Below are 16,250 nucleotides of genomic sequence, written 5' to 3' on the forward strand. Positions count from 1 at the left end.
CACTAGCCAATGGCGATCCAGGAAATAATACCGTAGTTATGCGCGGTTTCGTTCCACTTGGTTACGACGATCACTGCTCCATTCGGCGTCTGAGATTTCAGCGTCGCATGAAAGAGAGGGTGGTTCGTCATCGCTACTAATGTGTAGTCCGGGTTTACAAAAGTCTCCCCGAATACAATGGTCACTTCCGTCTCTCCTTCACTGCCTTTCAAAAGAAACGGCGCTCTGCCGAACTGCTGCAATGCGGGCTGATTCGCACACGTACGAACCGGAGTGATGCTCAAATGCTCCGGCTTCACTGCGTTCAGCTCCAACTCACGTGAGCCTACAGTGCCTTCCACCAGATGATGGCCTTCAATGCTCTGCTCTGCTACATGATGGCTTTGTACCGCAGCGGCCTGCAGATGCTCTGCTCCCACAGCTCCCGGGCTCAGCACCTCGCTGTCGACGGCCTGAGCTTGCAGATGGTTTCGAGATATACTGTTTGCCTGAAGTCTGTCGCCACTGATACCTTCCTCTGGCAAAAGTCCCGAGAGATGAATATCTGTGGACAGCTGAGCCCGTGTCACTGAGCCTGCTTTTAGGTGATGCGAATCAATAACTTCCTCTCCAATGTGGTGGCTCTCAATAGCCTCCTCAGCCACATGACGGGACTGTACCGTTCCATCTGCCAGCTTGCTGGATGTTACCGCTCCTTCTTGTATAGCATCCTCAACCACCGCCTGCCAGCCTACATGCTGTGGTTGAATAGCCCCTGCTTGCAGATGCTCCGACTGGACTGAATCCAGCGCGATATGCCTGGACTGCACCACGCCTTCTGCCAGTGCGGACCCTTGGATCGCCCCCTCGGCCAAATGCTGAGCGTGTACGGCATGCTCCGTTAAATGCACGGAGTTTATGCTGGCTTCTGCCAAATTCGAAGCACGCACCGCCCGAAGTGCAAGCTTCTCAGCGTTCACACTGCCTGCCTGGAGCGCGTGAACCGATATACTCCCCGGCGCAATATGCCGAGTCATCACTGCCGAAGCCTGCAAATGATCAGAGGTGACCGATTCAGGAGCCAGGTGGCTCGACTGGACGGCCTCTTCTGCCAAATGATTGGCTTGCACCGCTTCGTCTGTAATGTGCCACGGCTGGACCGAATGAGGAGATATTTTAGCGGCAGTTACGCCATCATCCGCTAGTTTGTCGGACGTAACGGACTCATTCTGCAAAGCATCGGTCGGTATTGCTTGTGAGGCGATATGCACACCCTGAATGGTTCCCATTTGCAGATGATGCGACTGGACGGACTCCGGTGCGATATGCACGGATTTCACTGCCCCTTCTGCCAGCGCTCTGTCCTGTACTGCACCAGGTGCCAAATGCCGGGGGTGTACGGCATGCTCAGACAATTGTGAAGGGCCGACGCTTCCTTCCGCGAGATTCGTCGCTTGCACCGAGCGTGCCGCCAGCTTTTCCGAGGTGACGCTTTCTGCTTGTAACGCACGGCTAGACACACTATCCGGGGCCAGATGGCTCGCAAGTACCGCCGAAGACTGCAAGTGGGCTGAAGTGACAGATTCCGGTGACAGATGGCTCGACTGGATGGTCTCTTCTGCCAAATGATTGGCTTGCACTGCTTCGTCCGCAATGTGCCACGGTTGTACCGAGTGAGCCGACAGTTTGGCAGCAGTCACACCCTCATTCGCTAATTTATCAGACGTAACGGACTCATCCTGTAATACATCGGTCGATATCGACAGGGATGCCAGATGCTCGCTCTGAATAGTTCCAGGGTGCAGGTGATGCGGCTGGATGGATTCCGGGGCAATGTGTACTGACTTCACTGCCCCCTCAGCTAGCGCTGTATCCTGCACAGCGCCGACTGCCAAATGCTGAGTGTGTACCGACTGTGCAGATAAATGCGAAGGACCGACGCTGTCTTCCGCAAGATTCGTCCCTTGTACCGAGCGTGCTGCCAGCTTTTCCGAAGTGACGCTTTCCGCTTGTAGCGCAAGACCGGATACACTATCCGGCGCCAAATGACTCGCAAGTATCACCGAAGACTGTAAGTGGGCTGAGGTGACAGATTCCGGCGCCAGATGACTTGATTGAACGGCCTCTTCTGCCAAATGATTAGCTTGCACTGCTTCATCTGTAATGTGCCACGGCTGTACCGAGTGAGCCGACAACTTAGTGGCAGTCACACCCTCATCGGCCAATTTATCAGATGTCACAGACTCATCCTGTAAAACATCAGTCGATATCGACTGAGATACCAGATGCTCGCCCTGAATGGTTCCAGGGTGCAAATGGTGTGATTGGATTGATTCTGGAGCGATATGCACGGATTTCACTGCTCCCTCTGCCAACGCTCTATCCTGTACCGCTCCGGCTACCAGATGCCGGCTGTGTACGGAATGTGCAGACAGATGTGACGGTCCGATGCTGCCTTCCGCAAGATTCGTCCCTTGTACCGAGCGCGCTGCCAGCTTTTCCGAGGTGACGCTTTCCGCCTGTAGTGCACGACCGGATACACTATCTGGCGCCAGATGACTCGTAAGCACTGAGGAAGCCTGCAAATGGCGAGAGGTAACGGATTCGGAAGCCAGATGGCTTGACTGGATGGATTCTGCTGCCAAATGATTTCCTTGCACTGCTTCGTCTGTAATGTGCCACGGCTGTACCGAGTTGACCGCCAGCTTGGCGGAAGTCACACCCTCATCCACCAATTTATCGGAGGTAACAGACGCATCCTGCAAAGCATCGGTCGATATGGCCTGGGATGCGATATGCTCGCCCTGAATGCTTCCTGTGTGCAGGTGATGTGGCTGGATTGACCCCGCGGTAATGTGTACCGACTTCACTGCTCCCTTTGCCAGCGTTGTATCCTGTACTGCGCCAGTTGCCAAATGCCGGGCGTGTACCGACTGTGCAGACAAATGTGACGGGCCGACGCTGTCTTCCGCAAGATTCATTCCTTGCACCGAGTGGGCTGCCAGCTTTTCCGAGGTGACGCTTTCCGCTTGTAGTGCACGGCCGGACACACTATCCGGGGCCAGATGGCTCGTGAGCACTGACGAAGACTGCAAGTGGGCTGAAGTGACACTTTCCGGTGCCAGATGGTTCGACTGGATGGATTCTGCTGCCAAATGATTTCCTTGCACTGCTTCGTCTGTAATGTGCCACGACTGTACGGAGTGGGCCGACAGCTTGGCGGCAGTCACGCCCTCATCTGCCAGTTTGTCAGATGTCACAGACTCATCTTGTAAAGCATCGGTCGATATGGCCTGGGATGCAATATGCTCGCCCTGAATGATTTCAGTATGCAGATGGTGTGGTTGGATCGATTCCGGGGCAATGTGCACGGACTTCACCGCTCCCTCTGCCAGCACTCTATCCTGTACCGCTCCAGCTGCCAAATGCCGCGTGTGTACGGACTGCACAGATAGATGTGAAGGGCCGATACTGCCTTCTGCAAGGTTCATTCCTTGTACCGAGCGGGCTGCCAGCTTTTCCGAGGTTACACTTTCCGCTTGAAGTGCACGACCGGACACACTATCCGGAGCCAAATGTCTCGTTAGCACCGAGGAGGCCTGTAGGTGCACCGAGGTGACCGCTCCAGATGCCAGATGGGTCGAGTCCACAACCGCCACGGCCAAATGGTTGCTTTGTACAGCTTCATCCATAATATGCCCGGACTGCACTGCATGGGCTGACAACTTGGTAGAGGTTACACTTTCCTCTGATAGTTTGGCAGAGGTAACCGCTTCATCCTGTATGGCTTGAGTCGCTATAGCCTGCAATGCAATATGCTCTCCCTGAATGATCCCGCTTTGCAAATGCTCGGATTGGATGGATTCTGCTGTAAGATGCTCAGACTTCACAGCATTCTGGGCTAATATCGTGTCCTCTACTGATCCTGCGGCCAAATGTCTGGTTTGTACGGCCTGTGCAGCCAAATGCCCGGGTCCCACGCTGTTTTCCGCCAGGTTGGAAGCCTGCACAGCCCGAGCCGCTAACTTCTCGGAAGTGACGCTTTCCGACTGAAGTGCATGGCCGGACACACTATCTGGGGCGAGATGTTTGGTTTGGACCGAAGCAGACTGCAAATGGTTGGAGGTGACGGATTCCGGCGCCAGATGATTCGCCTCCACTGCTTCAACAGCCAGATGGTTGCTCAGTACTGCTTTATCCGTAATATGCCATGGCTGCACCGAACGAGCAGACAGCTTGGAGGAAGTGACACTGCCCTCAGCTAGCTTAGGCGCAGTAATCGCCAAATCATTAATTTTATCCGTAGCCACACTTTCCGGCGATAGTTTCAACGAAGTAACGGCATGATCCTGTAAATGGTGGGAGTATACCGCACCACTGGCCAAATGCGCGGTATGAACAGCGCCTTCGCCTAGTATGTCTGCGGTAACGGACTGTTCTTGCAACGCCGCGGTTCCGACACTGTCTTCCCCAAGATGCTTGCTCTGTACAGAGCTCTGGGCCAAATGGGTTGAATCCACCGATTGAGCCTGTAACGCCTTTCCGCCCACACTGTTGTCGGCAAGGTGGTTTTCACGGATTACTCCCGTTGCAATGTGTACGTGGGTAATGGCTTGAGACGCAACTTTATTTCCGGTTACCGCCCCTGTGCCAATTTTAGTTTCTATAACCGCCTCGTCAGCGATTTTGTCAGACTTAATAGCGCTCGAAGCGATGTGACTTTCCTTGATAGCCTGATTCGCCACATGGTAATCCAGAACTGCACCCTTCCCTATTTTCTCGCTTGTCACAGCCCCGGAATGCAAATGTTGCTCCGTAACCGCCTCTGGTGCAATATGATCTTTCCGAATAATTTCGGATTGAAGATGCACGGAAGAAACTGCCTCTGGAGAAATCTGAGGTCCTTGTATGGCTGCTGTTGCAATATGTCTGGTAAGTACTGCCTCATCGGCAATTTTGTGTGGGAGAATGCTCTGATCCGATATTTTGGATGAAGTGACGGATTGATCAACAATCTGCAATGAGCCTACAGACTGATCTGCCAGTTTATTGGATTGAATACTCCGATCCGCGATATGCCGGGCTGTTACTTGGCCCGTTCCAAGCTGCTCTTCCCCGATGGAGCCAGGACCCAGATGCTTTCTTTCAATCGCTCCTGCCTGAATGTGCGTACTGGTGACTGCCTCAGACTCCAGATGACGCCCGCTGACAACACCTTCCTCCAATTGTTCCCTGCCCACAATTCCGTCGGATAGCTGCTTGCGATTAATCGAACCGGGGGCCAAATGCCTTGCATGAACGGCATGCTCGGTCAGGTGCGCGCTCTCAATGCTGCCTGCCTGGATTTTAGTTCCATCCACAGCCCCATCCCGCAATTTGGAGGTGGTCACAGACTGATCGCCCAGCTTGGAGCTATCAACAGCTTCATTCGCCAAATTGTTCGATTGAATCGTACCGCTGCGAATTTTATCGGAGGTGACCGACTGATCTTGAAGCATATCTGAAGACACGATCCATTGCTTGAAATGACGGCTTTCAATCGAGCCATTGGCAATATGATCGCCGCTGATAATTTTATCCGCCAGCTTTTCTGGAGTGATGCTGCCATCACGAAGTTTTTCACCACTAATAGAGCGATCCTGCAATTTGCTGCCTGCCACTGATGCGTCTGACAGATGCTCGACCGTAATGGAGTCGGGAGCAATCTTCGAAGCAGTCACAGCACCGTCAGCTATTTTAATTGTATGAACAGCATAATCTGCTAGAAATTCCGTTTGGATACTCTCTTGTTTCAGCTTGCTGGAATCTATGGAAGCGGGAGCGATCTTTTCACCTGTCACAGCGAAATCACTCAAATCGTCTGTATAGATGAAAGCATTGTTTACATGCGGAGCCTTCTTATTGTTCAAAATTTCTTCCACATCAATTGGATCAGGTTCTGGTTCTGGTTCCGGCTCTAGCTCTATCTCTGGCTCTGGCTCTAGCTCTGGCAGTGGGGGTTCTTCCATCAAAGCTGGAGTCTCCTCTACATCTGCAACCTCAATTTCTTTCTCGTGCAGAGCCTCGACTTCAGGCTCGACAACTGTCTTTAGCTCCGACTCCTCTGTAGTTGGGGGAGGCGGAGAAGCAACTTGATGAAGTCTTGCTTCTGTCTCCCTCTCCGCAGGCAGTGGTTTTGAGCGTTGTATCATACTTAACTCATTCATATCCGGGTCAATTACACGATAGAGCGGCTTTTTGTTTCTGTTGGTTTTTCGGCTCTTGTTCTTCAAGCAGCTCTCTCCCTTCTCATGTTTATCGTTACAGCATCATATGCAGACCCTTAGGCACTTGCCACCCTGTACAGAGATTCACTTTTGGGTAAAAAGGATACTTACTAAAATCCACGTTTGAAAAAAAATAGTTAAAAGTTAAAATAGTAAGGGTGAAGATCGCTACAAGAAGAGAGGAATTACAATAACATGATTATCAAACCAAGAACACGTGGCTTTATCTGCACCACTGCTCATCCGGTGGGCTGTGCCCAACATGTTCAGGAGCAAATTGACTATGTACAGGCCCGTCCTGCTATCCAAGGCCCCCGTAATGTACTTGTAATCGGGGCATCTGCCGGATATGGATTGGCTTCTCGCATTACTGCCGCCTTCGGTGCGCGTGCCAATACAATTGGCGTGTATCGTCCTAGCAATGCTACGGCTACACGCACAGCATCGGCAGGCTGGTACAATTCTGCTGCATTTGAAAAAGCCGCTCAGGAAGCTGGGCTTAAATCCTTAAGCGTGACAGGAGATGCCTTCTCGGATGAGGTCAAAGCCAAAACGGTGGAAGCCATTCGCGAAGAACTGGGACAAGTCGATCTAGTGGTTTATAGTGTCGCTTCAGGTCGCCGTACAAATCCCCGCACAGGCGAAACGTTTAATTCGGTGCTTAAACCTATTGGTAAGCCTTACACAAACAAGACCGTTAACTTCCACACCGGGGAAGTCAGCAGCGTGACGCTCGAACCCGCAACAGAAGAAGAGGTACAAGGAACTGTAGAAGTTATGGGCGGTGAGGACTGGAAATTGTGGATTGACGCCTTGCGTGCTGGCGGCGTGCTCGCCGATACTGCAACGACCTTCTCTTTTTCGTACATCGGTTCAGATATTACACAAGCCATCTACAGAGAGGGCAGTATCGGAAGTGCAAAGGATCATCTGGAGGAGACAGCACGTCAGCTGAACGATCAGCTGAAAGTTACAGGCGGACGCGCCTTCGTCGCAGTCACCAAAGGACTCGTTACCCAATCAAGCTCCGCTATCCCTGTCGTTCCTCTGTATATTTCTGCTTTATATAAGGTAATGAAGGAAAAAGGGCTGCATGAAGGGTGCGTAGAACAGAGCTACCGCCTGTTTGCTGAGCGTCTGTACGCACCAGAAACTCCTGTAGATGAAGAAGGACGTATTCGTATTGATGATTGGGAACTACGTGAAGACGTGCAGGCAGAAGTTGCAAAAATATGGGAGGCGCTGACGACCAACAATATCTACGAATTGTCCGATCTTGAAGGATATCGTCGCGAATTTTTCCAACTGTTTGGCTTTGAGTTCGAGGATGTAGACTATGATGCTGACATTGATCCCATCGTAAATATTCCTAACGTGCGCTAAGTCTTTTAATATCGTCATTATGTCAAAAAACAAAAAAAGCTGTTCTCCAGCAGAGAAACATTTCGTTCTGCATGGAGGACAGCTTTTGTTTTTAATTAAAAGGGACACTTATGTCCGCTTTGAACTGCAAATGATGCTAACATTGCAATTTTAAATTTCATTTGATATTGTACAGGTAGGCATAGCAAAATCCCTCTTCCTAACAAGAGGGTAAGCACAGTTGGACAAGTCCTACCTTGACTGACCGTGATACTATTTGCTCAGCCCATCACACCCATATAAGGAGGTGTACAACATGGCAAAAGACGTTCTGTGTGAAGTCAACTCTTGTACGTACTGGGCCCAAGAGAATAAATGCAGCGCTAGCTCCATTTACATCGTAAGCAACAGACCTGAAGACACTCACAAATCCGAAGAAACAGACTGCAAAACCTTCGAAGCCAAGTAAATCTTTGATTTCAAGCCTAGCTTTATAATGAAGGAGCCCATGCCCGGGTTCCTTCTTTCTTATGATATTCTAACAAGAATGATAATTATTATCAAGTCCTTTTTCGGTACAGAAAGGCGCTTTTCGCTTGTATACAATCATTTCTCTGCTACTTTATAAATCCACGCTGAAAAGGACACTGCTGTTCTCTCTAAAGACAAAAAAAAGAAGCGTCGCTCTGAACGATTCGCTTCTTGTGCTTGACCTTTTGTAATTGTTCCTGCTTGGTCGGCTTCATTCGTATGTGCTGTGAAATCTCGCCATAATGGTCATTTGTTTTGCGGCTCTGTGCCGCGCAATAGATTCCAGCGCGTTTTGCCTTGCTTAGCGCTTTTTGTGTTTGAGTACGTGCCATACGGCTTCACTCTCCTTCATTGGACTCCTTTTATCATAGCATCCAATAGTCAAATCGTGAATGGTTTGTCTGACTCAAGCATTCTTCAATTCATTAAATGTCTGAAAAAATATCCGGATCGCCACTGGAGGCCGCTACAATAAAAACAATAACTATAAAAATGATGATCAGTGTATAAATCAGTGTACCGATAATACTACATACCAGTCCAGCAATGGCCATACCTCTGCCTTGCTCGCCATGACGATTAATTTCCTTCAGGGAAAGACTGGACAAAATAATACCCACAATTCCGATAATCAACCCAAGATAGGGAATGACAACAGATAAAATCCCGAGCACCATCGAGGCAACAGCTTTACTATTGGTAGGTGGAACTACTGGGGGCGGGTTAAATGGGGCGTTATAATCGTTCGTCTCCTGAAAAGGATCGGAAGATCGAGGCTCCTTGTACAAATCACTCATCTGTTAAATTCAACTCCAATACGAAAAATAGCAATTATATAAGTTCTAGGGTACCACAATCTTACAAATCAGGACAGTACTTATTTCGAATTTTTAAATTAGAACGTTAAAAAGAAGAAACATAGCGATATTAGCACTTTTTGAGGTAACTGGGCATACAGTATTTTACCTGTTACAGATCAATTGTGCTCCATGAGAGCATCCTGCCAAGGAGGTCGGAGCTATGCTATATCGTGCAACATCCCACAGAAAGCGCTCGCCTCACAAACGTTTAAATGCAAACACACTTAGGATAATATCCACTGCTATGCTGCCATTTTACAAAGCTATTGCAACCCGACGTGCTTTTGCCGTCCAATGGTCACGAGCTGTCGTTCAGGCGAATTTGGATCGGATGAAATCCCTTCTCTGCTCAGTAGCTCCATTTGCCGCCAAACAAGGCTTAGGCACGAACGGCATCGGCTACTTTATTTCCTTTTTAGCTCAGCCACCGATGCTCTATTATACGAATGGAACAACGATTCCACCGGGGACTGTGCAGTTTACATTTGAGCCGAGAGTTCATCGCGCCATCGCAAAAGCCGTTTTTCCGCTGTATCGCGAATTGGCACGTAATCCATGTTTTGCTTCTGCCTTAGCCAAAGCGATCAACAGACAAGACCAGCGTGCAGTTCATGTCATGATCCGTAGTTTGATTCCATCCTCTGCGCTGAAATCCGTACAAATTGAGGACGATGGCTTTGCATTGCTTTTTAAGTATTCCTTTAGTAAATACCCCTATCGCAATCTGCTCTTTCGAGAGTTCACTTAAAAAGGTTGCTACTAGCGTGCTTGCTTGAGTTCTCCAATGAGCTCTTTTCCCAGTTGTATGGCCATATCTGTCAGCACTCGGATTTCGTCCTTGGATGCATGGTCCAAATGTGTCCCGCAGCAAATGGCAAAATTGCCCGCAAACTCTTTTCGTAAGCGAACTGCAATTTCTTCGGTAATATAAAACTCCTTGTGATTTTGCAATTGCACAGTTTGAATCGGCTCGAGTCTGGCCCCTGCTGTAATCGTTCCCAAATGGGGCTGATCACCGCCAGAAATGAGTACAACGATATCTTCCCCCATAAAATAGGCATCCAGTACAAGACGGATACGTCCGCTTTCTTTTTGCAAATGAATCATATGATCCTCTCCTGCTAAAATATTATTGTGAAACGATTCACTTTATAGAGTTCTACTCATTGTATCGCTTCCTGAACGGTTCGACAATTAAAAATGGCCCACAGCAGCCTATAAACCGTAGCTTGCTGTGGGCCTTCATTGTTATTCTAAAACAAGCATTCCATTTCCTACTGGGTGTTAACGGATCGTGATCGTATGCACAGTCTTACCGCTTGCGCCGTCATTATCCGTCACCGTTAGCTCCACGGTATACGTTCCAGCTGTGGTGAATTTATGCTTCACCTTGGAACCGACCGCCGTATCACCATCCCCAAAATTCCAGCTGTAACTGACGATCTCACCGTCTACATCACGGGAAGCTTTGGCGTTAAATTGTACATTTTTGTTCTTCTTAGCGGATTCATTAGCCTGAATAATGGCTACTGGCTTCTCATTGGATGTAGGTGGATTCGGATCAGGGTTCTGTCCCCCACCATTGGTTACATACAATCTTCCCGGCGCCTCCGTCTCCACTTCATTTCCCGCTGCATCCCTTACCCGGATCACGATGACTCCGCCTTCCAGGTTCAGAGAAGATGAAGTGAAATAAGTACCTTCATAGTGGCCTGACGAAGTCTCATTTAATGGAATATCGTTGCGGCCCAAAGTGGACAGGTTGAAAGGCAGCTCCACATGGAAGGACGCCTCCAAACCGGATGCACTGTCAAAAGATACCCGTACTGACTGCCCTGGAGTAATACGCACATCCTCAGCAGGGTTAATGTTTTCAAGCTTCGGCAGAGCTGTATCGACATACACCGAGCGCGTAACGGTTGTTTCGTTTTCGGCAAGATCCTTGGCCGTCACCGTAATTTGATTTTCACCTTCGTTGATAAGCAATCGCTTGTTAAAGGTGCCGTCACTTCCAAATTCGGCTGGCTCGCCGTTAATCGTCAAATCGGTGAGGAATTCGTCATACACCGTACCGGTGACGCTCACGACACCCGCATTCGTACGGGCTCCTTCATCTGGCGAAGTCAGGATCAGACCCGGTTTAGTCTGGTCAAGTGTCACGACCACCGGTTCGGAACGATCCGTTATTTTGCCGTATACCGCTGCTTGGACACTTAGCGGATTAGCACCTGGTTGAAGATCAACCGACAAACTGAACTGGCGATCCTTCACCTTCGTTGTGCCAGCCAGCTCCTTACCGTTAAAGAGCTGAATATCGGCTCCTTCTGCCGGAGAAGTTCCTGTTACGGTAATCGTCTCTTCCTGCGTATAGGTAGCCTTCGTAGGAGTCGTAATCGTTGGAGCATTCACCGGATATCTGACGATAGCCCGGATCATGTAGTTACCCTCCTCCTCAGGTGATTGGCTCCATGTGCCGCTTACACCTTGCCAACTTCGAAGCGCATTGGGACTGCTTTCATCTGTAGCAAGACCCGGCGACTGTGTGCCTACAGCAGACTGTGTATATACGATGTAGAAGTCACCTTGAACCGTCACCGGCTCTGGGAGCTGTACCGTCGTCCATTGTGTCTCATCCCGTACGGCAGTCCCGTCGAATGGACCAGCCAACAATCGTCCAGGTGCTCCTGCGGCACCGGAGGCGTCATAGACAGAATATTGGAATGCCGTTCCTCCCGGATTCGGGAAGGCAGAGTTCCAGAACAAAAGCGATGCTCCTGTCACTTGAGTCACTTCCGACTCAGGTGTCATTCTGACTGCCCATGAATTGCCTGCCGCGTTAAAGGCTCTAGCATTTTCTCCTGTCCCGTCATCGTAAGCAATGCCTCCTTGGAACCCGATAAAAGGTTTCAACATGACATTCGCTTCCACACTACCGTTCGGAGGAGCAGTAACGGATACACTGTCGCTATAATAATTTTCGGCTGCAATGGACAACGTGTATGTTCCTTCCAGCACGTCCAGCGTAAATTCTCCAGCCTCATTCGTTTCGACCGGAGCAATGCGTGCATCCTCCACCACCAACACTTTCGCTTTTTGGATCGGTTCACCGGATTGCTTGTCGGTAATGACCCCGTGAATCGTACCGTGAGGTATGGCCTGAAGACTAAAGTTTGCTCTGATGACTTTGTTATTCTCAATCGTGACTGCTTTCGTTTGAGGAACGTAACCGTAGGCTTCAGCCTTCAGCGTATAGTCGCCGGCTACATGGGTGAAGCTGTATTTGCCCGTTGTCGGATCCGTTTTTACCGAACGTCCGGTTTCCAATACCGTAACCGTAGCGCTGGCTGGAAGACTGTCGAGACCGACACGTCCACGTTCCACCGTTGTTTCTGCCGGCTTCACTTTCTCCTGGAATTCACTCTTTTCAGTACTTGTAATTTTGTACAGCGGGAACTGTTCTTCCGCTTTTTCCAGCTTGATATTCGACTCAGGTACGATGTCCTTAGTCACTGTCGTAGCTGGAATGCCAAGCACACGGAAATCGTCAATATACCAGCCGTTCTTGTTCACACTGTTATCCGATTTCAAACGGAAGCGAATTTGGATTTCATTGCCGGCGTAGCTATCCAGATTGTAATAAACCGGAGCCCACTTTTTCCCGTTCGTATTGTGAGAAAATTTGCCCAGCTCGCTCCACGTGTCACCATTGTTTTTGGACACTTCCACATAACCGTAATCATAGCCAGCCTCAATTTCAAACCAGTGATTGAAGGTCAGTGTTGCGTTGCGTACAGCTTGCAAATTAATTTTTGGTGAAACCAGCGAAAAGTCAGCTCCGTTCTCATAATTGCTATCCAGATCGGTTGCCCACACATTCGGTTTGGACACCGCACTCTCTGGTCCTACTTCCTTAGGAACGCCGCGTTCCCACTCATCTTTGGTGCCGGAATGAGTCCAGCCATTATCCGAGCTGCCATCAAAATGATCGCTATACAGCGTATCCGGCACGTCTACTCTCAGAGAAGCCTCATTCGACTTGATTCCTTCATTGCCACTATAATCCTCGGCCGCCACTGCATAATGGTAGGTCGCTCCACCGACCGTGATGGTATCTGTGAATGTCAGTGCTGAGGTTGTACCGACGGAAGCATAATTTTTACCTGACTGGGTAGAACGATACACCTTGTACTGCTTCACATCTTCATCGGAGGAAGCATTCCAGGCCAGCGTGACGTTGCCCACAGTATCTGCTTCAGCAGTCAAATTGCTCGGCGCAGCAGGTGCAACGGTGTCTGGCTCCTGAATCGACAGATCGTCAATATACCAGCCATCTTTCACAACCGTATTGTCACTAGTAAAGTTGAACAGGAGGTATACCTTTTGACCCGCGAATGCCCGCAAATCAAGATATTGTGTTTTCCAGCCGTTGCTGGCGCCGGTAAACGATAATACCTGCTCAAACGCATTCTGATTGTTTGTGGTTGCTACGTACACTTTGCCGAAATCAGAATTGTTTTCAAGATCGTACCAATGCTTGAAGCTGACCAGTGCCCCTTTTGAGCTCTCGGTCAGATCAATCGGAGGGGCCATAAAATAACTGTTGGAGTTGGTCTGATATTGGCCTTCGAGATTGGTCGCGATGACCTTTGTACCCGAATGTGCGCTTTTAGGGCCGCTTGTTGGAGTTCCCCATTTCCAAACACTGCCCTGTCCACCGATATTAATACCGGCAATGTCTTTTTCAAAGTCTTGTGTGTAGCCTGGTTTTACCCCTTTAGAGATTTTCACCTTATATACTTCAGTTTCAAATCCGTTATTACCGTAATCATTTACACGAATATAGTATTCCAGACCAGCGCTATCCACCAAAAAAGTCGGGATGGATGCTTGATATGTACCATCTTTGCTGTCGCCGGAGGTCCGTTCCAACGGAATATATACATAGTTTGACGTACCCGCTGTTTTGGCAAATGCCTCAACGGCTGTCACGCCGACATCATCCGTTACATGAGCAGTCAGAGGTATATCAATACCCTCGAATGCCGCAGCGGGCGGTGTATGCTCGAGAACAGGTGCTTCCAGATCGTCGCCACCCGTTACAACTTTACCAGACACGGAGCCCAGACCCTGCATGACCGAACCGACCGCATCCAGCGCATTAATGACACCATGTCCGTAGCCATTGTTTGGTGAAGTAGGATATGTGCTGTCCGTTCGTGGTGTAGCCGTATTCATCAAAATTTCCTCAAGTTGATCTACGGTAAGCGAATGATTCGCTTGCAGCAACAGCGCTGCAAGGGCCGCAACATGAGGTCCCGCCATAGAAGTACCGTTATATCCGCCTTTATAGGCGCCACCAGCAACAGATGACCGGATATTAACACCCGGCGCGGAAACTTCGGGCTTCACTTCACCATAGGGTGAGGGTCCTAACAATGAGAAGCTGGCCAGATTATCATTGCTATCCGTGGCTCCAGTAGCGAAGGATTCCGGATAGTTCGCCGGATTGGCTACTGAGGCAGGTCCGCCCGGATTGGAAAGAGAGGTGTTACCTGCAGAGAATTCGGGGAAAATTTGAGCATCCCGCCATGCCTGAACCACAGGCCGGAACCATTCATCAAGACCCGGTCCGCCCCCCCACGAGTTGTTCACTACGTCTGGAGCAAGCTCGGGATGAAGATTCCCTTGGGCATCTTTTGGCGCAAGCAGCCATTGACCGCCATCCAGTATAATTGCATCCGTCGTTTCCGGATTAAAAATCCGAACCGCAATCCACTTCGCGCCAGGTGCAACGCCCACTCGGTTCGTTCCGTTTTCCTCAGAGCCGACCATCGTTCCCATCGTGTGCGTACCATGGGAATCGGCTTCCTGATCGACCGGAAGCGTCGAATGACTATGCGGATCGTACCAGCTCAGCTCGGGATTCACGACATTGCCTGCCGCGTCCAGACCCCGCCATTTGCGATGAAGGGCCGGATGTGTATAATCTACACCTGTATCCAGATTGGCGACCACGATTCCGGTTCCGTCGATTCCTTTTTCCCAAACTTGTGGTGCGTTAATATGGGATATGTTCCATTCCACCGTAGATGGGTCTACAGCGTTCTTACCTGCATTGCCAGGCTTAGCCGATGTTTTGCCATCGTCCTTCTCCAGCTCTACAGCTTTCTCTACCGATGCAGACTTCGCCGTTGCTGCTGTCGCTGTTGCAGCTGTTTCAGCCGTTTTGGCATTTGCTCCCTCTGCTTGCTTGTCAACTGTCACCTTTTGCAGATAACGCGTTTCATTCGGTAAGACTTTATCGACCTCAGGTAGTTTCGAAATATGATCCAGCACCTCCTTGGTGCTTGTTACAGCCAATGCATTGACAATAAAATAGCTTTTATATTCCTTCACTCCGCCGCTCTCTGATTGCTTGTCCAAGTAATTTTCAAGCCCATATTGGGTTCTTGAAGCGGTTTCACGCAGAGAGCTGATCACATGGCTGCGTGCAGCCATTTTGGCAGCGGAGGGTGTTATTTTCTCAAGTGAGGCCTTTTGGAGAGCATTTTTGGAAACCTTGTTGGTGTCTACCTGTTCTTTTAATTTGACCAGATAGGTAACATAGTTATTCTCCTCAAACTGTTTGGTCAGTTTCGGAGATACCTTCGCGGTCGTGACCTTGTGAGAGGCTGATTTCAGCTCCAGCTTGGAGCCATCCGGTGTGTTATTCGCCAAAGCAGGTTGAACAAAGGAAAAGGCCATTAGTAAAGATAGTCCGATAGACAGTGGTTTCTTGAATCGTTTAGGTTTAATCAATTACTTTTCCACTCCTTTTACTAGGTTTAATGTTTCTGAAATAACCTGTACAGAGTAAGACCTCATGCCTTGCACATCAAACACACGGGTTGCGCAACATGATGTGGTTGGCGACCACCTCCTTCATAGAATATAGAGGCACAAAAATATTTGGCTGTTCATAGATGGCAGTACTTCATAGGCGAGTTTACAATCCCAATAGAAGAGCGATGAAATTCAGTAGAAACCAAGGAGAAAAAGCAGGAGAACTTCGAAGAAAAACATGTTATATCATTACAGTTTATATTAAAAATTGATATATAATCATATATTATGGAATAGTATAAAGTTATCAAAACAGATATACAAGTCATTTTTTTGCATTTTTCTTGAAATTCTATGACTTTTATATTCTTTTATGTACGAAAACCCCTTTTTAGCGGCTACGTAATTAGTGCATTACACGGTTAGCAGG

Annotated in this window: 8 protein-coding genes; 3 read left to right on the forward strand and 5 right to left on the reverse strand. The window is 49.2% G+C overall.

Going from position 1 to position 16,250, the window contains the following annotated elements; all coding sequences use genetic code 11:
* Window positions 1-2 precede the first annotated feature (2 nt).
* The gene (locus NSQ57_RS17940) at window positions 3-6,251 is read right to left on the reverse strand and encodes a WIAG-tail domain (protein WP_342425108.1); all 6,249 of its coding nucleotides are present in this window, start codon (window positions 6,249-6,251) and stop codon (window positions 3-5) included.
* A gap of 189 nt (window positions 6,252-6,440) precedes the next feature.
* Here NSQ57_RS17940 and fabV point away from each other — a divergent pair, with 189 nt between their 5' ends.
* Entirely contained in the window at window positions 6,441-7,628 is a 1,188-nt protein-coding gene (gene fabV / locus NSQ57_RS17945; protein WP_342425109.1) for an enoyl-ACP reductase FabV, read from the forward strand.
* Between the two features lie 295 nt (window positions 7,629-7,923).
* Window positions 7,924-8,076: a DUF1540 domain-containing protein gene (locus NSQ57_RS17950; RefSeq protein ID WP_013311427.1), complete on the forward strand. Its 153-nt coding sequence runs from the start codon at window positions 7,924-7,926 to the stop codon at window positions 8,074-8,076.
* Window positions 8,077-8,266: 190 nt separating this feature from the next.
* Here the strand turns inward: NSQ57_RS17950 and NSQ57_RS17955 are convergent, their stop codons facing one another.
* Window positions 8,267-8,470 (reverse strand): hypothetical protein, encoded by a 204-nt coding sequence (locus NSQ57_RS17955; protein WP_049816899.1) that lies wholly within the window; start codon window positions 8,468-8,470, stop codon window positions 8,267-8,269.
* 93 nt (window positions 8,471-8,563) lie between these two features.
* Window positions 8,564-8,935, reverse strand: a complete 372-nt coding sequence (locus NSQ57_RS17960) for a DUF4190 domain-containing protein (RefSeq protein WP_029515642.1) — start codon at window positions 8,933-8,935, stop codon at window positions 8,564-8,566.
* Between the two features lie 223 nt (window positions 8,936-9,158).
* Between NSQ57_RS17960 and NSQ57_RS17965 the strand changes: the two genes are divergently transcribed.
* Window positions 9,159-9,746: a hypothetical protein gene (locus tag NSQ57_RS17965; protein WP_029515643.1), complete on the forward strand. Its 588-nt coding sequence runs from the start codon at window positions 9,159-9,161 to the stop codon at window positions 9,744-9,746.
* A gap of 11 nt (window positions 9,747-9,757) precedes the next feature.
* Here the strand turns inward: NSQ57_RS17965 and NSQ57_RS17970 are convergent, their stop codons facing one another.
* Window positions 9,758-10,105: a hypothetical protein gene (locus NSQ57_RS17970; RefSeq protein WP_029515644.1), complete on the reverse strand. Its 348-nt coding sequence runs from the start codon at window positions 10,103-10,105 to the stop codon at window positions 9,758-9,760.
* 177 nt (window positions 10,106-10,282) lie between these two features.
* Complete coding sequence (locus tag NSQ57_RS17975; RefSeq protein WP_342425110.1) at window positions 10,283-15,796, reverse strand: S8 family serine peptidase; 5,514 nt, start codon at window positions 15,794-15,796, stop codon at window positions 10,283-10,285.
* Between the last annotated feature and the right edge of the window lie 454 nt (window positions 15,797-16,250).

This window comes from Paenibacillus sp. FSL L8-0502, assembly GCF_038593055.1.
In the GTDB taxonomy this organism is placed as follows: domain Bacteria; phylum Bacillota; class Bacilli; order Paenibacillales; family Paenibacillaceae; genus Paenibacillus; species Paenibacillus polymyxa_D.

Excerpts from the sequence above, each read along its gene's own strand:
- fabV (WP_342425109.1), top strand. The coding sequence starts at position 6,441 with ATGATTATCAAACCAAGAACACGTGGCTTTATCTGCACCACTGCTCAT.
- NSQ57_RS17950 (WP_013311427.1), top strand. The coding sequence starts at position 7,924 with ATGGCAAAAGACGTTCTGTGTGAAGTCAACTCTTGTACGTACTGGGCC.
- NSQ57_RS17955 (WP_049816899.1), bottom strand. The coding sequence starts at position 8,470 with ATGGCACGTACTCAAACACAAAAAGCGCTAAGCAAGGCAAAACGCGCT.
- NSQ57_RS17960 (WP_029515642.1), bottom strand. The coding sequence starts at position 8,935 with ATGAGTGATTTGTACAAGGAGCCTCGATCTTCCGATCCTTTTCAGGAG.
- NSQ57_RS17965 (WP_029515643.1), top strand. The coding sequence starts at position 9,159 with ATGCTATATCGTGCAACATCCCACAGAAAGCGCTCGCCTCACAAACGT.
- NSQ57_RS17970 (WP_029515644.1), bottom strand. The coding sequence starts at position 10,105 with ATGATTCATTTGCAAAAAGAAAGCGGACGTATCCGTCTTGTACTGGAT.